24 protein-coding genes are annotated in these 20,028 nt (G+C 52.3%); all 24 read left to right on the forward strand.

All coding sequences use genetic code 11. The features are described 5' to 3' along the window. Window positions 1-156: 156 nt before the first annotated feature. The 24 genes from LB453_RS22235 (at window position 157) to LB453_RS22350 (ending at window position 19,948) form a co-directional block, all read left to right on the forward strand. Window positions 157-639: an STY4534 family ICE replication protein gene (locus LB453_RS22235; RefSeq protein ID WP_103797176.1), complete on the forward strand. Its 483-nt coding sequence runs from the start codon at window positions 157-159 to the stop codon at window positions 637-639. A gap of 56 nt (window positions 640-695) precedes the next feature. Further along, window positions 696-1,304, forward strand: coding sequence for a single-stranded DNA-binding protein (locus LB453_RS22240; protein ID WP_103797177.1), 609 nt, complete (start codon window positions 696-698; stop codon window positions 1,302-1,304). A 63-nt stretch (window positions 1,305-1,367) separates the two neighbouring features. Further along, complete coding sequence (locus tag LB453_RS22245; protein WP_103797178.1) at window positions 1,368-1,610, forward strand: DUF4160 domain-containing protein; 243 nt, start codon at window positions 1,368-1,370, stop codon at window positions 1,608-1,610. Beyond that, window positions 1,594-1,842 carry a DUF2442 domain-containing protein gene (locus LB453_RS22250; protein WP_103797179.1) on the forward strand — a complete coding sequence of 83 codons (249 nt, stop codon included), beginning with the start codon at window positions 1,594-1,596 and terminating at the stop codon, window positions 1,840-1,842. The genes LB453_RS22245 and LB453_RS22250 overlap by 17 nt, the downstream gene beginning before the upstream one ends. A 129-nt stretch (window positions 1,843-1,971) precedes the next feature. Then, window positions 1,972-2,604 (forward strand): PilL N-terminal domain-containing protein, encoded by a 633-nt coding sequence (locus tag LB453_RS22255; RefSeq protein ID WP_103797180.1) that lies wholly within the window; start codon window positions 1,972-1,974, stop codon window positions 2,602-2,604. Then, window positions 2,601-3,368 (forward strand): DUF2275 domain-containing protein, encoded by a 768-nt coding sequence (locus LB453_RS22260; protein WP_103797181.1) that lies wholly within the window; start codon window positions 2,601-2,603, stop codon window positions 3,366-3,368. The genes LB453_RS22255 and LB453_RS22260 overlap by 4 nt, the downstream gene beginning before the upstream one ends. A gap of 10 nt (window positions 3,369-3,378) precedes the next feature. After that, a complete protein-coding gene (locus LB453_RS22265; protein ID WP_103797182.1) occupies window positions 3,379-4,104 on the forward strand; it encodes a TIGR03759 family integrating conjugative element protein in 726 nt (241 codons plus the stop codon). After that, complete coding sequence (locus tag LB453_RS22270) at window positions 4,083-4,712, forward strand: lytic transglycosylase domain-containing protein (protein WP_103797183.1); 630 nt, start codon at window positions 4,083-4,085, stop codon at window positions 4,710-4,712. The genes LB453_RS22265 and LB453_RS22270 overlap by 22 nt, the downstream gene beginning before the upstream one ends. Window positions 4,713-4,714: 2 nt before the next feature. After that, a complete protein-coding gene (locus tag LB453_RS22275; protein WP_103797184.1) occupies window positions 4,715-5,221 on the forward strand; it encodes an integrating conjugative element protein in 507 nt (168 codons plus the stop codon). Further along, complete coding sequence (locus tag LB453_RS22280) at window positions 5,218-5,787, forward strand: restriction endonuclease (protein WP_103797185.1); 570 nt, start codon at window positions 5,218-5,220, stop codon at window positions 5,785-5,787. The genes LB453_RS22275 and LB453_RS22280 overlap by 4 nt, the downstream gene beginning before the upstream one ends. Continuing rightward, complete coding sequence (gene traD, locus LB453_RS22285; protein WP_103797186.1) at window positions 5,784-7,883, forward strand: type IV conjugative transfer system coupling protein TraD; 2,100 nt, start codon at window positions 5,784-5,786, stop codon at window positions 7,881-7,883. The genes LB453_RS22280 and traD overlap by 4 nt, the downstream gene beginning before the upstream one ends. Continuing rightward, complete coding sequence (locus tag LB453_RS22290; protein ID WP_224481796.1) at window positions 7,876-8,649, forward strand: TIGR03747 family integrating conjugative element membrane protein; 774 nt, start codon at window positions 7,876-7,878, stop codon at window positions 8,647-8,649. The genes traD and LB453_RS22290 overlap by 8 nt, the downstream gene beginning before the upstream one ends. Before the next feature lie 352 nt (window positions 8,650-9,001). Continuing rightward, entirely contained in the window at window positions 9,002-9,337 is a 336-nt protein-coding gene (locus LB453_RS22295) for an RAQPRD family integrative conjugative element protein (RefSeq protein ID WP_103797188.1), read from the forward strand. Further along, window positions 9,337-9,579, forward strand: coding sequence for a TIGR03758 family integrating conjugative element protein (locus tag LB453_RS22300; RefSeq protein WP_103797189.1), 243 nt, complete (start codon window positions 9,337-9,339; stop codon window positions 9,577-9,579). Before LB453_RS22295 ends, LB453_RS22300 begins: the two co-directional genes overlap by 1 nt. Window positions 9,580-9,609: 30 nt before the next feature. Beyond that, window positions 9,610-10,011, forward strand: a complete 402-nt coding sequence (locus tag LB453_RS22305; protein ID WP_103797190.1) for a TIGR03745 family integrating conjugative element membrane protein — start codon at window positions 9,610-9,612, stop codon at window positions 10,009-10,011. A gap of 13 nt (window positions 10,012-10,024) precedes the next feature. Further along, window positions 10,025-10,390 (forward strand): TIGR03750 family conjugal transfer protein, encoded by a 366-nt coding sequence (locus LB453_RS22310; RefSeq protein WP_103797191.1) that lies wholly within the window; start codon window positions 10,025-10,027, stop codon window positions 10,388-10,390. Next, window positions 10,387-11,043, forward strand: a complete 657-nt coding sequence (locus tag LB453_RS22315; RefSeq protein ID WP_103797192.1) for a PFL_4703 family integrating conjugative element protein — start codon at window positions 10,387-10,389, stop codon at window positions 11,041-11,043. The genes LB453_RS22310 and LB453_RS22315 overlap by 4 nt, the downstream gene beginning before the upstream one ends. Then, on the forward strand, window positions 11,043-11,960 hold the full coding sequence (locus tag LB453_RS22320) for a TIGR03749 family integrating conjugative element protein (RefSeq protein ID WP_103797193.1): 918 nt from the start codon (window positions 11,043-11,045) through the stop codon (window positions 11,958-11,960). The genes LB453_RS22315 and LB453_RS22320 overlap by 1 nt, the downstream gene beginning before the upstream one ends. Beyond that, window positions 11,950-13,485, forward strand: a complete 1,536-nt coding sequence (locus tag LB453_RS22325) for a TIGR03752 family integrating conjugative element protein (RefSeq protein ID WP_103797194.1) — start codon at window positions 11,950-11,952, stop codon at window positions 13,483-13,485. Before LB453_RS22320 ends, LB453_RS22325 begins: the two co-directional genes overlap by 11 nt. Before the next feature lie 11 nt (window positions 13,486-13,496). Then, a complete protein-coding gene (locus LB453_RS22330; RefSeq protein ID WP_103797195.1) occupies window positions 13,497-13,913 on the forward strand; it encodes a TIGR03751 family conjugal transfer lipoprotein in 417 nt (138 codons plus the stop codon). Further along, entirely contained in the window at window positions 13,913-16,774 is a 2,862-nt protein-coding gene (locus LB453_RS22335) for a conjugative transfer ATPase (RefSeq protein ID WP_103797196.1), read from the forward strand. The genes LB453_RS22330 and LB453_RS22335 overlap by 1 nt, the downstream gene beginning before the upstream one ends. Then, on the forward strand, window positions 16,771-17,166 hold the full coding sequence (locus LB453_RS22340) for a hypothetical protein (RefSeq protein WP_103797197.1): 396 nt from the start codon (window positions 16,771-16,773) through the stop codon (window positions 17,164-17,166). The genes LB453_RS22335 and LB453_RS22340 overlap by 4 nt, the downstream gene beginning before the upstream one ends. Before the next feature lie 515 nt (window positions 17,167-17,681). Further along, window positions 17,682-19,163 (forward strand): hypothetical protein, encoded by a 1,482-nt coding sequence (locus tag LB453_RS22345; protein ID WP_146053858.1) that lies wholly within the window; start codon window positions 17,682-17,684, stop codon window positions 19,161-19,163. A gap of 17 nt (window positions 19,164-19,180) precedes the next feature. Next, a complete protein-coding gene (locus tag LB453_RS22350) occupies window positions 19,181-19,948 on the forward strand; it encodes a DUF2971 domain-containing protein (protein WP_103797199.1) in 768 nt (255 codons plus the stop codon). Window positions 19,949-20,028 lie beyond the last annotated feature (80 nt).

Consider the following 20,028-nt stretch of genomic DNA (forward strand, 5'->3'; position numbering starts at 1 on the left):
GTCAATTAAGGCTCCTATTGCCCGGCGATGAAGGTACATTCAACTATCAAGACAGTCAGAATTTAGCTGATTCTGACTCCCCGACGGGAATACTTCTCCCGTCAGGGCAGAAGTTTTCTCCGTCGAACCAATTTTGACCTCCATGGAGAAAACATCATGTCTGCACCTAACTCATCTTCTGCCAACAACAACGGCAAATCTAAAGACTACTTCAACCTGACCATCAACGGTCTGGGATATCTCAGTAACGTTCGCCAAGTTAATGCGCAGACCGGAACCTTTATCAGTTGCGTGATTAACGCATTGTCAGGTCCGAGTGACAGCCCTTCTTATGTGCGTTTCGATGTCACCGTTGCCGGCAAAGAAGCCAGCAGCCTCATTAACCGTTGTCAGAAAGCGGTGGATGAAGATAAGAAAGTGCTGATTGGCTTCGTTCTCAGCAACCCATCAACGGACATTTTTCAGTTGAAAAATGGTGAGCATGCCGGTGAAAGCCGCGTCAGTCTGAAAGCCCGCCTGATTAAGGTGGACTGGATCAAGATAGGTCAGGACATGGTCTACAAGACTGAACGCGCTGAACCGCAACAGGCACAGAATGCTGCTTCTCAGCAGCAATCCTACGCCGAGAATTCATTCTGATTGCCAACCAAAACCTGCTTTTCACTGAGCAGGTTTTTCCCCTTAAGGAGCATGCTATGTCCTCACGCGGCGTTAACAAAGTTATTCTGGTCGGCAATCTTGGTCAGGATCCTGAAATTCGATATCTGCCTAACGGTGGTGCGGTCGCTAACATTTCACTGGCAACATCTGAATCCTGGCGTGATAAACAAACCGGTGAAAACCGGGAAGTTACCGAATGGCATCGTGTGGTGCTGTTTGGCAGGCTGGCAGAGGTCGCCGGCGAATACCTTCGCAAAGGCTCCCAGGTTTATATTGAGGGTCAACTGCGCACTCGAAAATGGCAGGATCAGAGTGGGCAGGACAGATACACCATAGAAGTGGTAGTGAACGTTGGCGGTACCCTGCAGATGTTAGGAGGCCGCTCACAAAACAGCGGTCAGCAGCAGTACAGTGGTGGCTGGGGTCAGTCTCAGCAGCCGCCGTCACAGCCTGATCCCGCTCCGCAGCAAAAAAACAGCGGAAATAAAGGGAAAGGAAATCGTGGTTCGCAGCGTAACAATGCCGCTCAGCCCGCTCCTCAGCAACCTGCACCGCAGTCGCAGCCTGCAGGAGACTGGGATGATGACATACCGTTCCTTGGACACGGTTATGGCATAGCGAAACATGCTGCAGCATCACTTTAACCCTTCGCAGCGTCTTTGACCGCTGCATTAAATTTCACCATAATCTCTCAAAGGTTACTGACGATGCCTGTCATACTACGGCTGAACGGTTTTCGGTTTTTTTTCTACTCCAACGAGGGCAATCCGCGCGAACCTGCTCACATTCATGTGATGAAGGCCGGTACAGAAGCGAAATTCTGGCTGGAACCGGTTGTAAAACTGGCGCGTAACGACGGATTTGACTCCAGGACGGTTAAAGAGCTGATGATTTTGATAAGGCAACACCAACCCATGCTTCTGGAGGCCTGGAATGATTATTTCAGCTAAGAACGTTCGGTTCGATCATCACACTATGTGGGTCGAACTCTCAGACGAGCGAATAATCGGCGTACCGCTTTCGTGGTTTCCCCGCCTTCGCAACGCGTCTGCCGAACAGCTGAAAAACTATGAACTGTCTCCCCGTGGTATCCACTGGGACGCACTTGACGAAGATGTTTCTGTCGATGGCCTGTTGCAGGGACGAGGTGACGTAACGCACCCGCCCCATCAGGTCGCCTGATAGTGCTGAATAAAAAACGCTGACTCCGGTCGGCGTTTTTTTTTGTAAATCAAAAAAGAGTTGTTGATAGAAGCACGCTGAAGAGTTGCGCACAGTGAGGCCTGTTCTCACTGTACAGGAACTTTTTAGATGAAACTCAATGCCGTATTTGTTGCTTTACCGCTTGCGCTTCTGGCGGGTTGCGTTCAGCAACCCCAGAAACTGCAGGAACGGGCGCCCTCCGAACCGGTTCCTCCGGTTAGCGTTTCCCGCAATATCCAGACGCCTGCTGATGATGTTTATGCGCGTACGCCTGAAGTGGTGCGTTACGACCGATATCTGCTGGTCAGCACAGATCCTCAGGCCGTGCAGCGTGACCCGCTCTCACAGATTATTGACGTCCGTATTCCTTCCTCTGTTCAGCCAACCGTTGCAGACGCCATGCGCTATGCCCTGAAACAGTCAGGCTACTCGCTGTGTCAGACCGGCCCAGCCAACGGCGTGCTGTATCGTCAGCCGCTGCCAGCCGTGCAGTTTCAGCTTGGTCCTATACGCCTGCGTACCGCTCTTCAGGTGCTGGCCGGTCCAGCATGGGAGCTGGAAGTTGACGACGTACAACGCGTTGTCTGCCACAGCCTGCGCGCTGGTTATCAGCTGCCAGCAACGCAGCTGCCGCCGCGCCCGACCAGTTCCTATACGCTTGCGCCCGCTGGTGCTGCTCAGTCGATCGCACCACGACCTATTCAGGCGCAGCCTGTTCGCGGAGGGTGGCTGACAAAATGAGCCTTGATACCTCACTTGATAAACAAAACGCCTCCGCTGGCATTTCGCCATTATCCGGTAGGTTTGCTGCAGTAAAACGTCGCCTCCCGTTAATTGGTCTTGCAACACTCTCAGTTGCAGCACTTGGTCTGGCGGTTATCTCGCTTCGCGCAGGCGTGTCGGTGGATCAGCGTCTCAGCCATACCGAGAAACAGCAGAATGTAATTTACACGCAGGCACTGACCAAGTCGGATCTTGAACCCCTACAGAAAACGATTGATGCACAAAGCGCCGCGATAAAGCTTCAGCAGGCCCGGATTGAGCAAATGCGAAGATCACTTACTGCAGAGGCTGACCGTGGCCTGCCTGACGCTGTGAGTAAGCTGCGCCAGTCGGTTGCGCAGCTTACTGATTCACAGACCGCACTACAGAGCCGTCAGGCTGCACTTGAACAATCCGTTACGGTACTGCAGCAGACACCTCAAAAAGCGCAACAGGCTACCCCGGAGAAAAAAGCAGAGCCCGAAGCAAAAAAGCCGGCACCCGCTAAGTCGCACCCTGCAGTAACAACCGTGGCCCGTAAAGCGCCGTTTGTACTGACCGGCGTTGAAAAGCGGGGAACGACATCGTTCGCGGCCATCGCGCCGCTGGGATTCAGTTCGCTTTCTGAAATCCGCCTGGTAGGTGAGGGGCAGACCGTCAGTGGCTGGACCCTGATTAATACCGGTTACGGGCAGGCTCAGTTTCGCGTTAACGGTCGTGTAACGACTCTTAACGTCCGCTAACGGAGGCGATATGAAGCACAAAATACTTAATATTGCGTTATTCATGTTTTGCTGCTCTGCGCAGGCAAATATTCAGGTTACTGATTCAACGCGCGAAGCCGCCGGGATTCAGGGGCAGAGTATGCAGGACAGCAGCGTGCAGAATCTTCAGCAGCAGGCCGGGCAGTGGGGACTGAATAAGGATGATTACCAGCGCTATCAGACGCTGATGAACGGCCCGCGAGGTGTTCAGTCTCCAGGGCTGGATCCTCTCTCTACGCTGGGAATTGAGGCGAGGAACCAGGCTGAACGTCGTAAGTACGCTGAAAAATGGGTAAAGGAGGAATTTGCACGTACCCAGAAGGAGCTGGATTTCCAGCGCGAAGTCACCGCTGCCTGGAAACGCCTGTATCCCGAAACTCTTGCCGTCAATATGGGTAACGCGGCCGGCATTGCTCACGATACTGGCGGCCGGCTGGCGCTGTTTGTGAAGTCGGCTAATTGCGGCCAGTGTGATGCGCGCCTGGTTGCCGTACTGGCTGACAACCGGCCGGTTGATATCTATCTCGTAGATAGCCAGGGGGATGACGATAAGCTGCGCGGCTGGGCAAAGGATCATCATATTCCGTTTGATCGAGTACGTAGCCGCCAGATAACGCTGAATCACGACGGCGGTCGCTGGATGCGGTTCGGTAACGGCATGATGCCCGTTGTTTTGCAGCAGGGGGAAAACGGATGGCAGCTCGCCGCATTCTGACCGGAGCGGCATTATTGCTGCTTTCACTGTCTACGTTCGCCGGTAATAAACAGGTTGTTCCAGATGGTTATGTACGCGTAGCTCAGGCTCATAACGTGCCGCCAGAATCCCTTTATTCCGTCAGCCTGCAGGAGTCATCCCGCAGGCTACCACAGGGAGAGCGCCCGTGGCCGTGGACTCTCAACGTTGCAGGCAAAGGGTACCGTTATAAATCTCGCCTGGAAGCCTGGCAGGCGCTGCAGGTCTTTATGAAGACCAACTCCCTTAAGCGTATTGATGTGGGGATCGCTCAGGTTAACCTGGGCTGGAATGGTCAGCGCTTTGCTTCAACCTGGGATGCGCTGGATCCGTACAAGAATCTCAATGCCGCCGCCGCCATCCTGCGCGAATGCTGGGACAGAAAACCCGGCAGCTGGCTCGATGCTGCCGGCTGCTATCACCATCCTGCAGGCGGCGCACCCGCTGCCCGCTACCGCGCTTTCGTCAAAATCAAGCTGGCTATGCTCCAGTCATCGCCGCATCTGCCGGCGGCTACTGCAGTTGAGCAGACAGCATCCGTGTCAATGCCGGATACCGACATTGTCTGGATAAATCCCCGGAGTCAGTGATCATGAAGCTTAATAAACTCATCCTAACCGCATTCATTGCTTTTTCTCCCGCAGCCCTGGCTGAACTCAACGTTATCGCTGATTTAGGCGGCGTGAGCACGCAGCCGTTTTTTGATGCAGTAAACCGGCAGGATACGCCGCCAGCGCCCGCTGATCCTGTCAGGCGGGGTGAAGCTGCCATGCTTCCTGTTTATACGCCTGAACTGTCGCCCGGCAATGTCTCTCCCCGGGCGCTACAGCTGCCAGGGATCGGATCGCTCTTCATTATTGGTGATGATAGTTACTCCCGGGGTTGGCTGCAGCAAAACGCACGGCAGCTGGCCGCAAGAAACGCAGCAGGTCTGGTAGTAAACATTGAGAACATGGAGTCTCTGGCAGAGCTGCGCAAACTGGCGCCCGGTTTGCAGCTGGCACCCTCATCAGGCTCTGAGCTTGCGCGCCGCCTGCAGCTGGCTCACTACCCGGTGCTTATTACGGATACGGGCCTGTCTCAGGTGGTGGTGCAGTGATAGCCGCTCCTCAGATAGCTGCATTGCTAATAGCAAATCCAGTCATTTTTGTCTTGCTACTGGCGCTGATGATTTTTCTGTTCTGGCGCTTTCGCCGGCAGACAGCCAGAGAGCGGCGCCATCGCCAATATCGTGAGAATGCAGAGCGAGTTTATGTACGCCTCAGACAGCTTGGAGGAGACGGTCAGCGCATGAGTTATCTGCGGAAAATAAATCCTTATGTGTTTGAAGAATTGCTGCTGTTGGCATTTGAGCGCCAGGGATACCGCATTCAGCGTAACCCTTCATATAGCGGTGACGGCGGGCTGGACGGAAAGGCGCACATCAATGGCGAATGCTGGCTTATCCAGGCCAAGCGTTACAGCCAGGCTATCGTGCCGGCGCATGTCAGAGATTTTGACGCACTGCTGACACGCATGGGCCAGCGCGGCCTGTTTATTCACACGGGACGGACAGGCCAGAAAAGCAGGGACGTCAGCAGGGGGACACAGCAGCTGGAGATCATCAGCGGACAAAGATTACTGAACCTGCTGGCAGGTAAACAAATAGAGGAGTTTTCCCGGTGAGTAATAAATACGTTATCGAGGCGCTTCTGCGCCCGGCGGTTGAACTGAATACAGCGGTAGCCGCCGGAACAGCAGCTGTCGTATGTGTCACGGCACCCTGGGCGGTCGCGCTCGCGCCTTCAGTCAGCTATGTCACCGCCAGCGGATTCGCTGTTCTGTCAGTTATTCGTGCCCGGCAGGGCATGCAGGTTGTCCGTTATCGCCGTAATCTGCGTCGTCTGCCACGGTATGTTATGACGTCAAAACAGATCCCTGTCAGCAAGCGCCGGCTTTTTTTGGGCAGAGGGTTCCGCTGGACTCAGAAGCATACACAGCGCCTGCGCGATACGTTGCGTCCGGAAGTCGCGCACTATTTGCAGCCTTCCCGGCTGTATCAGCTGGCTCGTCATCTGGAGGAAGCGACGGAAAAAAGGTTTCCGTCTATCGGCAGGTTACTCAGTGCTGATACTGTGGTTAATCCTGTTCGCCCGCTGCCTCCGGTTGGCGGTAACCCGGCAATACACGGCATTGAACCGAATGAAAGTGACGTTACGCTCGATTTGCGGGAGCGTGTCGGCCATACCGTTGTTTATGGCACAACACGTGTGGGTAAAACGCGCTTGGCAGAGCTGCTGATTACTCAGGATATACGTCGCGGAGACGTCACCATCGTTTTCGATCCGAAAGGCGATGCAGACTTGCTGAAAAGAGTTTGGGCTGAGGCGCACCGGGCGGGAAGGGGCGATGAGCTGACGGTTTTCCATCTGGGCTGGCCTGATATCTCTGCACGCTATAACGCCGTAGGACGTTTTGGCCGGGTTTCAGAGGTCGCAACCCGCGTCGCCGGCCAGCTCAGCGGAGAAGGTAACAGTGCGGCGTTCCGTGAGTTTGCCTGGCGATTCGTGAATATTGTTGCCCGGGCGCTGGTTGCGCTTGGCGAGCGCCCGGATTACACCCTGATTACTCGTTATGTAAACAACATTGCCGATCTATACCTGCGTTATGCCGAAAAAATTATTACCGAGCAGCTGCCCGAGCTGAACAGTCAGATTGAAAATAACGCCAACGCATTCAGCGAGGACGACGTTCCGCGCTCTATGCAGGGACAGCCTGAAGCTGTACGCATCTGGGCGGTTGAGGTGGCGCTGAGCTCGGAAGCGGGACAGCAACTTTATGATCCGATACTCGATGGCCTGCGCTCAGCAGTACGTTATGACCGTACCTACTTCGATAAAATCGTTGCGTCGCTCCTGCCTCTGCTGGAAAAACTCACTACAGGTAAAACAGCAGAGCTGTTGTCTCCGGACTACCTGAACATGGACGACTCGCGCCCCATTTTTGACTGGGAACAAGTAATACGTAAAAAGGGCATTGTGTATGTGGGACTGGATGCCCTTAGTGACAGTGAGGTTGCCAGCGCTGTAGGTAACAGTATGTTTGCCGATTTGGTTAGTGTGGCCGGTCATATCTACAAGCACGGCATCAACGGTGGCCTGCCTGGTTCAAAAGAGACTAAAGAGGCAATTAACCTGCACTGCGATGAGTTTAATGAACTGATGGGAAATGAGTTCATTCCCCTCATCAATAAAGGCGGAGGCGCCGGTATGCAGGTAACGGCTTATACGCAGACGTCCTCAGACATTGAGGCGCGGATCGGTAGCGCGGCTAAAACTTCCCAGGTGCAGGGTAACTTTAACAATCTGATTATGCTGCGCGTAAGGGAGAACCGAACGGCCGAACTGCTTACCTCGCAGCTGCCTCAGGTTGAAATCTACAGCAAAACGCTGGTCTCAGGGCATCAGGATTCAGCTGACGTCACTGTAAACCATGACTTTACGTCCAGTACTCAGGACCGCGTCGGGACTATCAAAGTGCCGCTTCTTGAGCCTTCTGACATTGTCACCCTGCCAAAAGGCCAGGCGTTTGCGCTGCTTGAAGGCGGCCAGCTCTGGAAAATACGCATGCCGCTGCCAGCGGGCGATGCCGGCGACGTGCATATGCCTGAAAATATAGCGCGCCTAGCTGAAGAGATGCGTCGTAACTATCACAGCAGCGAAGGATGGTGGGACAGTCGCATTTCAGCTGCAGCACCGGTGAAAGGAGATAATAATGGCTGAGGCTCGTCGTACCGCACCGCAGCAATATCCGCAGCAACAACCCGTCCAACCGCGCGAGCACGGCCTGCTCTATAACCTCGTCTGGGGCTGGCCGTGGAAGCTCATTGGCGTCATTCTGGCTTCACTTGTGGTTAGCCTGATCATTGAATACGTCGGGATCGCTTTCTTCTGGCCTGAAATGGGTGCCGCGCACAGCCAGGCGGTGATGAATACCGAGTTTAGCTATCTGTCTTCTGACTTTACTCGCAGCCTGTTGCTTTCAGAGCCAGCAGAAACGGTCACTCGCTGGGTTACTGATGCCTATCAATGGGCGTTGGTGGACAGCGGGATCATCAGGTGGATACAGGATACATATCAGGCCGAGATGAACAGCGGCAACGAGGTGTCGCGCAATCTCAAGGGGGCCAGCAGCTGGCTTGGAAATTACCTTCAGCAGTATATGCTGGCTACAGTATATGTTTCCATCGTAACGCTGGTCCGCGTGACTATCATTGCTCTGTCTGTGCCGCTATTCATACTGGTTATTAGTGTTGCCGTGGTTGAAGGGCTTGGGCGCCGCGACCTGCGTCGATTTGGGGCCGGTTATGAGTCGTCATTTTTGTATCACCGCGCGAAAAGGTTGATCAAACCCGCTGTGTATCTACCGGTGATGGCCTACCTTTCATGGCCTTCCGCTGTCTATCCAAACCTTCTGCTACTGCCTGCAGCGTTAATGCTTGGGCTTACCATTACGGTAACAACCGCTTCGTTCAAAAAATATCTCTAACCATGAGAAATCGCAGTCTGACTTTTCAGTCTGCGATTTTTTCATCGGCGTACTTCCAAAACACACTATTAATTATCCGCACCAGAAATAAATTTATCAGGCCAATCTCGTTATCCCAGAGCTGGGCGGAGGCACTTGAAACTTGTTTTCAGGTGCCTGCCGTCAGCAGACAAGCCGCATAGCGGTGCGTCAGTTCATTTAAATTAGTTACAACAATCAGTTCATATCACCTCTAACTCAAGCAGCATTTGCGCTGCTCTCTAAATTTTTATTTTCCCAAAAAGAGTTAACGGCTGAACCCTGCAGGCAGATTTCGCATGCTTACCGCACTCAACAACCACTGGAGGTGCATATGAAATCTCTTCGTCCGGCAACACGACTTCTTTTATGCGGCGGTGTGCTGGGCCTGACTTTTCTCGCGTCCTCTCCGGCGTCTGCATCTGAGAAAGACGAGCTGGCATCCGCGCAGCGAATGATCGTCCAGGTTCAGGCTTCGCTGGAACGGGCGCGGGTTGCCGCAGCACAGGCTGATCCGTCGGAGCGTGGTCGCTATTTCTTCGATTATCAGCGGGCTAGTAGCGATCTGAAGACTATCAGCGCCGGCATTGACCGTTATCTGGAACCAACACGTGCTCAGCCACGCGATTTATCTGGCGTAGCGGGAAATTACCGCCGGGAGCGTCCCTGATGGCGATGACTGCTGCGCAGGAGACCGCTTTTAAAGCGGCTTCCGGAAATGTTGAACCGAATCTGCTGCACCTGCTCTGTCTCGGGCTGTTGATCGGCTTCCTTTTCTTTTGGGCAGCATGGGCAATCGTTGATGTTTACTCAGGCTGGACAAATGAGCGTTTGAAGGAAGGCGCAATGGGCAGAGCCGTTGTCCGCTCAGTTTTATTGTTAGTCGTAAGTATCTGGATGTTTTGCAGTTAACCCTCAATCAACTCTTTTACAGGTGAAATCATGTCTAAATTTGTATCGGCAGTAACCCGCGTGACCGCTAAAACACAGGCTAAAGCTAAATCAGCCTGGGCACGTATCCTGACGGCTGGCCTGCTGAGTGCATTTGCCGCCAAACCCGCTCTTGCCGACCTGCCAACTGTTGAGGGTCCAACCTCCAGCGGTACGGGCACAGGTTTGATGGGAACGCTTAGCGGCCATGTTCAGGATGGGCTCGTTCTCGGGGGGCTTGTGCTTTGTGGATTCGCATTCTTTAAGGTTGCAGAGGCTGGCCTTGTTACCTTCGGCGAAGTGCGCAATGACCGTGCTTCCTGGACTAAATTCGGCTCCATTGTCGTGGTCGGGGTTGTGATGCTGGTCGCGGTTATTTGGCTGCTGGGCAAATCAGCAGAAGTCATCGGCTGAGGAATCTTTCACGATGGCGACCATTAAATTTTTACCGGATCGCCTGAACTCAGAGCCTGTCGTATTCCGGGGGTTTAATACCCCCGAGTTAGGTCTGGCGGCGCTGACTGGCGTTTTATTCGGTTTTGTACTCTCGCTGCCTTTCGCATTCTTTTTCGGCTGGCTTGCCATTCCAACCAGCACTCTGCTTTTCCCCCTTTTTTTCATTGCCTTTGGCGGTAAATGGCTCGCCAGCAAAAAACGGGGAAAACCGGAGAGTTATCTCTGGCAGCAGTTTGAACTGAAAAAGTGCCGCATAGGGCTGGGAGATATCAGGTTAATTATTCATTCGCGGGGCTGGTCCCTGCGACGCAGCAAAAACCTCAGGAGTAGCAAATGAGTCGTTTTCGCCACGCGGTTAAGGGCCGCGATCAGCATATTTTTACACTGCGGGCGGCCTGCATCGTATTGCTGCTGTTACTGGTGACTGCGATGGGTGGCTGGATGAGAGCGCCAGAAAAACTGACCATCCACAACCCGCCAGACCTGCGCAAGGGCAGTACGCGCCCGTGGTGGGAAATCCCGCCTCCGACCGTCTACGGATTTGCGTATTACATCTTTCAGCAGCTCAACGCTTGGCCTAAAAACGGTAAAGCGGATTATCCAGCACGTATACAGTCGCTTTCGCCTTACCTGACGCCCCAGTGCAAAGCGTTTCTTGAGGAGGACGCGAAGGTACGCGGTGAGAGGAACGAGCTTACAGATCGTGTGCGTGTTGTGTATGAAATTCCTGGTAGGGGTTATTCAGGTGAAAGCGTGAAGGTTATCGATCGTGATAACTGGACCGTAAAACTCGATCTTGTTGCCGATGAGTATTACCTCACCGAGCCTGTGAAACGTGCCATGGTGCGTTATCCCCTGAAAGTCGTGCGCTGGGACGGAGACTCTGAGACAAACCCGTTTGGCATGGCACTGGACTGTTATGACGGCATTCCACAGCGCCTGTCTGCCGCGCCTGAACAGCCGAAACAAAGTAATAAGGGGATGTTCTGATGAATTCATCATTAACCTTCCGTTCCCGCGCCTGCCTTGTCGCTATAACGCTTTCATTGCTGCCGGCCGTCATGATGCATTCCACGCCGGTACAGGCGGACGAACTGATGAAATGGGAGCGCGTACCGCTACAGATACCCCTTAAAACGGGTCAGGAACGTGTGATTTTTGTTGATAAAAACGTACGCGTAGGTTTTCCGCCTGCATTGAATGGCAAGCTGCGCGTGCAGAGCACCGGCGGCGCGGTGTATCTCAAAGCTGAAAGTGATTTTCCCCAGACCCGCTTGCAGCTGCAGGACATGGAAAGCGGTGAAGTAATCCTGCTGGACGTCCGAACGATCGCCACTGCCTCAGCTGAGCCAGTTAAAATCGTTTACAGCGGTGACGTTAATACGGTCAGCAGTGCGGCCGCTGGTACAGAGCAGAAATCCGGTAGTGACAGCAACAGCACGCAGGCGAAGCGTAAAAAGGTCAGCTATAAGGCTCCCATTCCCGTGCTGCTGACACGCTACGCAGCTCAGAACCTTTACGCGCCGGTGCGCACCGTTGAAGCCGTGCCAGGCATTCACCCCGTTAATCCGCACCTGCCGTCACGCATTACAACACTGTACCCTTCAGCACCCGTGACGGTGACGCCGGTAGCCGGCTGGGGCGTGGCCGGTCGTACCGTCGTAGCGCTCAGGATCCGCAACAGCTCATCACAGAAAGTGGTACTCGATCCGCGCGAACTGCAGGGCCAGTTTGTAACGGCCACCTTTCAGCATCGCTGGCTGGGGGCCGCCGGCACGCCGGAAGATACCACCACACTTTACCTGGTCACGGCCGGCCGCCCTGATGACGCTTTCGTGCGCGAGCCGTCCATTGCCCGTAAGGGCGCTTCACGCCCATCTCAGAAGGTGATCCGCTATGAAAATTAAGTCGAACGGTCTGGTTAAAGTGCTGGTTCCGGCCATTCTGATCGGCGGCGGATTCATTGCGGTGAAAAGCTTTAAAAGCAAGCCGCAGGATCCCGCCGCGCAGGCCGCACATGCGCAGACAGACGACGCGCTGAAGAATCTGTCACCGCAGGAGCTTAAGGCGCTCGGCATCGAGGGCGATACGCCGCAGGATACGCTCAAAACCATCGTAGGCTCACTTAACGCCGTTCGCCAGCAGCAGGACTCTCTGAATAAGCAGAATGCTCAGCTACTGGACGAGAATAAAAAACTACGCGAGCGCAACAGCAACGTTTCCGGCCAGGTCAATGAAGCAGTTCAGGGCGTGGAGAAAAGCTATCACGAGCGTGAGAATCAGATGCGACAGCAGCAGAATGTCCTGACGTCAAAAATCAACGAACTGACGAATAAACTGCAGAATGCCGGTAAGGGTATTGCTGACAAGGCAAAAGGTTCAGACAGCGATATTCCGTTGGGTCTGGGTCTCGACGGCATGGGTGCCGGCGGTGGCAATGCACCGGCCTCCGGCAGTGATGGCCTGATGTGGGTCACTCCGCAGGACAGCCCATCCACTTCTTCAGCACAGAATAATGGCGCGTCGGGCAGCAGCGCCGGCGAATCTAAATTTCCCACGTCGTTTCTCAGTAAAAACGCGCTGACGAAGCAAAAAGGCAGCTATGAGCAGCAGGTTAAGGGCTCAACTGCTGAAAAAGGCGCGGAAGAGGAAGCCGAACCGGTTTATACGCTTCCGGAGAACTCGACACTGATTGGCAGCCGCGCAATGACGGCGCTACTTGGTCGCGTGCCGATCAATGGCACCGTAACCGACCCGTATCCTTTCAAGGTGCTTATTGGCAAAGACAACCTGACGGCCAACGGCATCGAGCTGCCGGACGTTGAGGGCGCAATTGTCTCCGGCACCGCCTCCGGCGACTGGACTCTGTCCTGCGTGCGTGGTCAGGTCAACAGCGTCACGTTTGTGTTTACCGACGGCACCGTACGTACTCTGCCGAAACCGGACCGCAGCGGCAAAGGCGGTAACAACAGTAACCAGAACGGCGGAAAAGATACCGGCACCAGTGGCGGTATCGGCTGGATCTCAGATGAAAACGGGATCCCCTGTATCTCCGGCACGCGCAAGTCCAATGCTTCAAGCTATCTGCCAACGATCGGACTGCTGGGCGCGGCCGGCGCAGCGGGCGACGCCATCGGCCAGAACCAGACGACAAGCCAGACCAACGCCTACGGCGGCGTAACCTCTACGCTGACCGGCGACGCCGGACAGGCCGTTCTGGGCAAGGCCATTTCTGGCAGTTCTGATGAAATCACCGAGTGGGTTAAACAGCGCTACGGGCAAACTTTTGATGCTATCTACGTACAGCCGGGAGCAAAACTCGCCGTACACATTACCCGCGAGCTGGCGATCGATTACGAAGATAAGGGCCGGCGCGTCCGGTATGACTTCACCCTACCTAGCGAAGACGGCAGCACCGGCGGACTAGACTGAGGAGAATGACCATGAGTATTACTGCAAAATTCGGGATTTTCATGATTATTGCGGCCAGCACGCTTGCCGGCTGTTCCACAAACAAAGATGAAATGCTGCCGCCGGGTAACAGCAATATGCTGGAGCTGTGGAAAGGCACCGACGGAGAATCAGGAGTCACACGCGGCAGTGAAGCACGCAGCACCCTGCGCCGTGGACTTTCGGATAGCGAACAGCAGGCCGCACTCGGCGACGATCGCAGCTACAGCCGCACGCAGGAGTCTGAAATCAGCCAGCAGTTCCCGCGCCTGCCTAATCCTGACATGGTGATGTACGTGTTCCCGCACCTCGCACAGGGTAATACCCCCGTGCCGGGTTACAGCACCGTTTTCCCCTTCTATGACCAGACGCAGTACGCTATGCCTGGCGAACGCACGGAGGCGCTGTAATGTTCGGACTGTTTAAAAAACCCGCCAAAAATGCGACTCGGTTACATGATGTTTCTGACCAGGCAGGGCCGGAACCCGTAGTCCGCCCCGGTAAAATGTCACAGGCAGACGAAAAGCGCGTTTATGAGCATAACCCGTCCATCGTTGATTATCTGCCATGGGCAGAGTTTTTGGATGAGGAGCAGTGCCTGCTGCTTGACGATGGCATCTCCGTAGGTGCCGTCTATGAAGTGACGCCGGCTGCAACCGAAGGGCGTCCTGACGAGCGCCTGGAGCAAATCCGCGACGTGGTGGAAGATGCGCTGCAGGACAGCTTTGACGATCTGGCGAACAACCCGTGGATCGTTCAGTTCTACTGCCAGGATGAGAATAACGTTGACTCATACCTTGATCGTCTGCGCGGATACATCAAGCCGCACGCGCAGGGCAGCGAGTTTACCGAGGCGTGGCTCAGGGAGACAGAGCAGCACATGCGTGGGATTGCGCGTCCTGAAGGTTTATTTGAAGACAAATTGATTACCGGCCAGCCGTGGCGCGGGCAGCAGCGCCGCACGCGCATGGTTATCTACCGCTGGGCAACCAAAAACAGCGGTGATCTGATGTCACCGGTTGGCATGCTGAATCAGGCGTGCGAACGGCTCTGCAGTGCCTTTTCGAGCGTCAACATCAACTGCACGCGTCAGAACGGCCAGCAAGTACACGCCTGGCTGTTGCGAACGTTCAATCCTGCGCCCGAAGGCATGGATAAAGAAGCGTTTTACCGTGCGGCTGCCTATGAGGACAGCCGCGACACGCCTGAAGGAATGATCCCCACAGAAAATGACTTTGCCGAAACCCTGCTGTTTACGCCACCGCGTTCTGACGTTGAGAACGGCGTGTGGTGGCTGGATAACATTGCACATTCTGCCATTTCCGTGGAGCGCCTGCGTAAGCCGCCCGAACCCGGTACGCTCACCGGCGAAAAGAGTCGGGGAGAGAAAAAAATTAACGCGCTGATGGACACGTTTCCTGAAGGCACCATGCTGTGCATGACGGTTGTGGCTGAGCCACAGGACACGCTGGAAGAGAAGTTTAACCGCCTGGCTAAAAACGCCATAGGAGAGAATACCGAATCAGGACGCGTCCGCCAAGACGTAGCCGCGGTCAAGGAGTTGCTGGGTAATCGTCACAAACTTTATCGCGCGGCCATTACTTTTTTCCTGCGCGCAAAGGACATGCCAGAAATGAATCGCAAGCGCATCGAGCTCAGCACAGTACTTCTGAATGAAGGACTGCAGCCGGTACGCGCTGAACATGAAACCGGCCCTCTGAATACCTGGCTGCGCGCCTTGCCGATGTGCTTTAACCCGCAGCATGATAGGAAAAACTGGTATACCCGCCTGATGTGGGTCCAGCATATTGCCGGGCTGCTGCCCGTTACCGGCCGCGAAACCGGGACTGGTAATGCCGGGTTCAGCTTTTTCAATCGTGGCGGCGATGTGCTGGTCTTTGATCCACTGAACAAGGACGACCGGTCTCAGAACGCGCATATGCTGCTGTTCGGACCGACCGGCGCGGGTAAATCCGCCACGCTCTGCTCGATGCTCTGTCAGCTGATGGCCGTTCACCGCCCGCGCCTGTTCATTGCGGAAGCCGGTAACAGCTTTGGGCTAACCGCAGACTACTTTGAAAGTTTGGGCCTCACGGTTAATAAGGTCAGCGTCAAACCCGGCAGCGGTGTATCCCTGCCGCCCTTTGCTGATGCGCATAAGCTGTTTGACAGTGATGCGCCCGCTCCGGCGATTGATGAGAGTGACCTGCCGGATATTGAAGACGATCCGGATGATGATGAAGAAAACGGCAAGCGCGACATTCTGGGCGAAATGGAAATTTCTGCCCGAATGATGATAACAGGCGGCGATCCGAAGGAAGATGCCGCACTGAAACGTGCCGACCGCGCCATGATCCGCGAAGCACTGATCATGGCCGCACGTAAAACCCTGGATGAAGGGCGCCAGATGCTACCGGGCGACCTGCAGAATGCGCTCAACGCCATCTCGCTGGAGACTGAAAACGTCAGTGGACAGGTGCGTAACGAGACCCGCCGGGCGAAAGCGGCTGAAATGGCCGAATCTCTGGGCATGTTTACGCAGCAGGGAAGCTTTGAGGCAGAGCTATTCAACCAAGAAGGCTCTCTCTGGCCGGAGGCTGACGTTACCCTGATTGACCTCGCGCACCTTGCCCGCGAGGGATATGAAGCGCAGATGGCTCTGACCATGGTGTCTCTGACCAACACAATTAACAATATTGCCGAGCGGGACCAGTACCTGGAGCGCGACATTGTTTTTACCGTGGATGAGGCGCACGTTGTGACAGTAAACCCACTTCTCGCCCCTTACATGACCAAAGTGGTCAAGATGTGGCGTAAGCTTGGCGCATGGTTGTGGCTTGCCACACAGAACCTTGAGGACTACCCAAACGCTGCCGGCAAGATGCTGAATATGGCGGAATGGTGGATCTGTCTGACGATGCCGAAAAAAGAAGTCGAGGATATTGCCCGCTTCCGAACGCTTTCAGAAGAGCAAAAAGCCGTACTGCTTTCCGCTAGTAAGCTGTCACGATGCTACACCGAAGGCGTGGTGCTCTCGAAAAAAATTGAAGCACTGTTCCGCGCTGTACCACCCAGCCTATATCTCGCACTCGGGATGACGGAGAAAGAAGAGAAAGCCGAACGTAAAGCGCTGATGCGTAAACATAACTGTTCCGAGCTCGATGCTGCTATTCTCGTAGCGAAGAAACTGGATCGTCTGCGGGGATTGATGACGGAAGATGCGGCCGGGATGGCCGAAAACAACGATAAGAGAGAGATGCTGACCGCATGATTAAGCTCAAATATGCGCAACCTCTGACCCAGCGCCCTGCGCCGGACGAAACGCCAACACCTGTGATGTTTAGCCTGCATCCTCAGGGCGAACCCGCGATGACGGCAACGACGGCAGAGCGACTGACAGCAATGGAGAATGCACTGAGGTCAAGGCTGCAACCACCGGTAACGATCACTTGTAACCCACATCGTATTGGTAAGAGCAGTTGCGTGTCAGTTCATCTTGAAGACAGCAGAGGCAAGCGTGCGGACATTCTGCTGACGCAGGAAGGTCGCGCCGGACTACCACTGGACCACGAATTTGATTCACCACGCTGGCATTTAAATGTCCCTGACGCAGCTGATATGGTTTTCCTGACGCTTTGGCTCAATAACGTTTTCCCTGACTGAGTTAAACTCACTATGAAACCGGCCTTCAAGCCGGTTTTTTCGTTAAACGGCTCAGTGACGGGGGCTATCACTCAGTAGATGAAAAACATTGTAAAAGCAGTTTCAAAGGGCTCTTTTAGATTCAAAGCCGAAGCATTTTCGAGTTTAAATAATTGATTAAATTAAATAATTATAATATTTAATCTTAGTGGGTATAGCGCATATTGGAGGAAGTCAACAATGACTCTGCGGGTAAGATGCATTTTATCTCTGTCCTAAGTTGGCTTTATCTAGCATAAAACTCCATTTAGAGTAATCAGTGACGGATAAAATAAAACATCTAAAATTTCATTCATTAACTATATGATTTATAAGCATGTTAATGTAGGTTTAACTGATTTACACCTGACAGAGTGTATGTAATTATTATATACGCAGTGTGACATCCAATGCCTAAAAACCTAACGCATCTTCTAAAAATTAAAGGCCCTCTTCTCAGCTCTGACCTGTGTGACTATTTGTGTACAGAGGGGGGCATGACCCGCCTGGCAGCGAGGAAACAAGTATCTCGCGCGATAGCTGCAGAAACGGTAAGTAGCCTGAAAGGGCTCTTTCCTCGTCGAGAGGCGTTCATCTATTTACCTGAACAGTTCGGGAGTCCGAGTTACTGGAATATACTCACGAATACGCTGCAAAAGACACAGTCGGCTTATGGTTACGCGATTGGGGCGCTGTTAGCACGTGGTGGAATCATGCCTTTAGCGCACTTTCCTGCGGCAAGTGGGTCACCTCACTTTATGAGTAAAAGGTTATCACATGAAGTAGTATTGCAGAGACTATGCAGTAATGGCCTTGTAAAAAAATTAAGTTTACCGGGCATTGGCGAATGTATAGCATTACGAGAATCGAATGATGAATATTTCAATGGCGTAGAAATTGAAGTAAAAGCTCGCATGGTTACTGAATCAGTGCTGCTTAAAGCTGTGGCACAATGGTCGAAAAATCTTGGTCTGGTAAGTTATGAACAATTGAAGAACAGAGAAGTCAGTGAACCTAAGGTAACTGGTTTTTTGTTTGATCTTTCTGCACTAAGTTACCTATCAGGCCTGATTCAACAAAAAACTTCAGGCGGCACAATGCCTGGTTTTTTTTGCTGTGACGTTTTACTTAATGGTAGGCTAGAAGAAGAACATATAGCTCCGTTTATTAATAAATGCAGGTCTATTAAGAGCCTACCAAAAACAGGAAAAACCTTCTTCATCTTTGTGGCAGATTCTTATTCTAAGGATGCATTTTCAGCTCTTAAAGAGCAAGGAATAGTGCCTGCAACTGTCAATAATCTTTTTGGTCAGGAAACAGCAGAGGCACTCCGAGCTCTTACTGAAACCCTGAAAAAAATTACATTTTTAAATAATAAATCAGAGCAGATAGATGAGGTGATGACTCGCCTTTCTCATATTGAAGGGGCAGCTTCTCAACTTCGTGGTGATTTATTCGAATATATTGTTGCTGAGGCTGTAAGAGACAGCGCCCAGAATGTAGAAGTAGGTGTGCAGTGTAAAGATCCGAAGGGGAAAAAAGCTGACTGTGATGTTTTGGTGATGAATGGCAGTAGAAAAGTAACCTTCATTGAATGTAAGGGGTACAATCCTTATGCAGAAGTTCTTCATAAAGATGTTAAGCGTTGGATTCATGAGCAAGTACCAGTGTTTTTTAAGCATGCCTTAATACATTATCCTCAAATCCCTATTTATGTTGAGTTTTGGACTACCGGTAAGCTGGGAAAAGACTCAATTGATTTACTTAATGATTTCAAAGAAAAAAATAAAGGAGACCGCAGGTATGAGGTTGTTATTCGCGAAGCTCATGATGTAAAGGACTACATAAACAAAACTCGAAATAAAAGTTTAGTCCGTGTTTTTGGTAAGCACTTTATAGATTATTATAGAAAAGAACCATTAGATGCGGTCTCACCTCCGATTCGACTCGCTAGCAGCGATAACGTGCCAATTAAATAATTAAAGATGGAGTTAAAATGAATCATCAAGCTTTGTTGTTAAAAGGAATTGAGGATGGAATATACCCGGAAAACTTATTTAAGTTTAGAACAATTAGGCGCGGCAAACAGATTCTTCAAGACTGTACGTTCAGGTTCTCTAGTCCTACAGCTTTTAACGACCCGTTTGATTGCTCTTTGGATGAAGTCACCACCTATAAAATGTCTGAAATAAAGAATTTTTTTGCTAGTTATGGAGGGTATTCAAAACTCCCACGAGAAAGACGCGATCTAATTGAGCAAGATAAGAGCGTCATTTCAAAATGGGTTAAGGATGCTAAAGATAAAGCCGTTAATTCGAGAGGTGTCTTAGCATTGTCAGGAAGTGTGGAGGAAATTCTTCTTTGGTCACATTATGCTGAGGATCATAAAGGTTTAGCTATTGAGTTATCCTTAAGAGAAGATTTAGGGTTCTTTCTAGGACCAAGGATCATGAAATATTATGATGAATATACACCTACAAATTACCTATCTGATCCGGAAGGTACAGTCGATGCTATCTTGTCAAGGAAATATGTAAAATGGGCGTATGAAAAGGAGTTTAGAATCTACAAAAAAGACTCAGCTAATGTTGACATTGCAATTAACCCAAATGCAATAAAATCAGTTTATTTTGGTTTAAAAACCAAACAGTCGGAAATTGATGACGTAAGAAGTATCTGTAGCACTCAGGCACTGAGTCATGTGCGTTTCTTCCAAGCTGAAAAGGTCTACGGGCAATTTAAGTTGAGTTTTAAAACTTTATAAAATTCAATTTAGTGAGATAGCCTGATTACGGTCTTTTATAAAAAATATTTCCTTCAAGGATTCAAAACTATCGTGAACTT

It is taken from the genome of Pantoea agglomerans (assembly GCF_020149765.1).
Taxonomy (GTDB): Bacteria; Pseudomonadota; Gammaproteobacteria; order Enterobacterales; family Enterobacteriaceae; genus Pantoea; species Pantoea alvi.

Coding starts and splice junctions, on each gene's coding strand:
- LB453_RS22235 (WP_103797176.1), top strand. CDS start 157: ATGTCTGCACCTAACTCATCTTCTGCCAACAACAACGGCAAATCTAAA.
- LB453_RS22240 (WP_103797177.1), top strand. CDS start 696: ATGTCCTCACGCGGCGTTAACAAAGTTATTCTGGTCGGCAATCTTGGT.
- LB453_RS22245 (WP_103797178.1), top strand. CDS start 1,368: ATGCCTGTCATACTACGGCTGAACGGTTTTCGGTTTTTTTTCTACTCC.
- LB453_RS22250 (WP_103797179.1), top strand. CDS start 1,594: ATGATTATTTCAGCTAAGAACGTTCGGTTCGATCATCACACTATGTGG.
- LB453_RS22255 (WP_103797180.1), top strand. CDS start 1,972: ATGAAACTCAATGCCGTATTTGTTGCTTTACCGCTTGCGCTTCTGGCG.
- LB453_RS22260 (WP_103797181.1), top strand. CDS start 2,601: ATGAGCCTTGATACCTCACTTGATAAACAAAACGCCTCCGCTGGCATT.
- LB453_RS22265 (WP_103797182.1), top strand. CDS start 3,379: ATGAAGCACAAAATACTTAATATTGCGTTATTCATGTTTTGCTGCTCT.
- LB453_RS22270 (WP_103797183.1), top strand. CDS start 4,083: ATGGCAGCTCGCCGCATTCTGACCGGAGCGGCATTATTGCTGCTTTCA.
- LB453_RS22275 (WP_103797184.1), top strand. CDS start 4,715: ATGAAGCTTAATAAACTCATCCTAACCGCATTCATTGCTTTTTCTCCC.
- LB453_RS22290 (WP_224481796.1), top strand. CDS start 7,876: ATGGCTGAGGCTCGTCGTACCGCACCGCAGCAATATCCGCAGCAACAA.
- LB453_RS22295 (WP_103797188.1), top strand. CDS start 9,002: ATGAAATCTCTTCGTCCGGCAACACGACTTCTTTTATGCGGCGGTGTG.
- LB453_RS22300 (WP_103797189.1), top strand. CDS start 9,337: ATGGCGATGACTGCTGCGCAGGAGACCGCTTTTAAAGCGGCTTCCGGA.
- LB453_RS22305 (WP_103797190.1), top strand. CDS start 9,610: ATGTCTAAATTTGTATCGGCAGTAACCCGCGTGACCGCTAAAACACAG.
- LB453_RS22310 (WP_103797191.1), top strand. CDS start 10,025: ATGGCGACCATTAAATTTTTACCGGATCGCCTGAACTCAGAGCCTGTC.
- LB453_RS22315 (WP_103797192.1), top strand. CDS start 10,387: ATGAGTCGTTTTCGCCACGCGGTTAAGGGCCGCGATCAGCATATTTTT.
- LB453_RS22320 (WP_103797193.1), top strand. CDS start 11,043: ATGAATTCATCATTAACCTTCCGTTCCCGCGCCTGCCTTGTCGCTATA.
- LB453_RS22325 (WP_103797194.1), top strand. CDS start 11,950: ATGAAAATTAAGTCGAACGGTCTGGTTAAAGTGCTGGTTCCGGCCATT.
- LB453_RS22330 (WP_103797195.1), top strand. CDS start 13,497: ATGAGTATTACTGCAAAATTCGGGATTTTCATGATTATTGCGGCCAGC.
- LB453_RS22335 (WP_103797196.1), top strand. CDS start 13,913: ATGTTCGGACTGTTTAAAAAACCCGCCAAAAATGCGACTCGGTTACAT.
- LB453_RS22340 (WP_103797197.1), top strand. CDS start 16,771: ATGATTAAGCTCAAATATGCGCAACCTCTGACCCAGCGCCCTGCGCCG.
- LB453_RS22345 (WP_146053858.1), top strand. CDS start 17,682: ATGACCCGCCTGGCAGCGAGGAAACAAGTATCTCGCGCGATAGCTGCA.
- LB453_RS22350 (WP_103797199.1), top strand. CDS start 19,181: ATGAATCATCAAGCTTTGTTGTTAAAAGGAATTGAGGATGGAATATAC.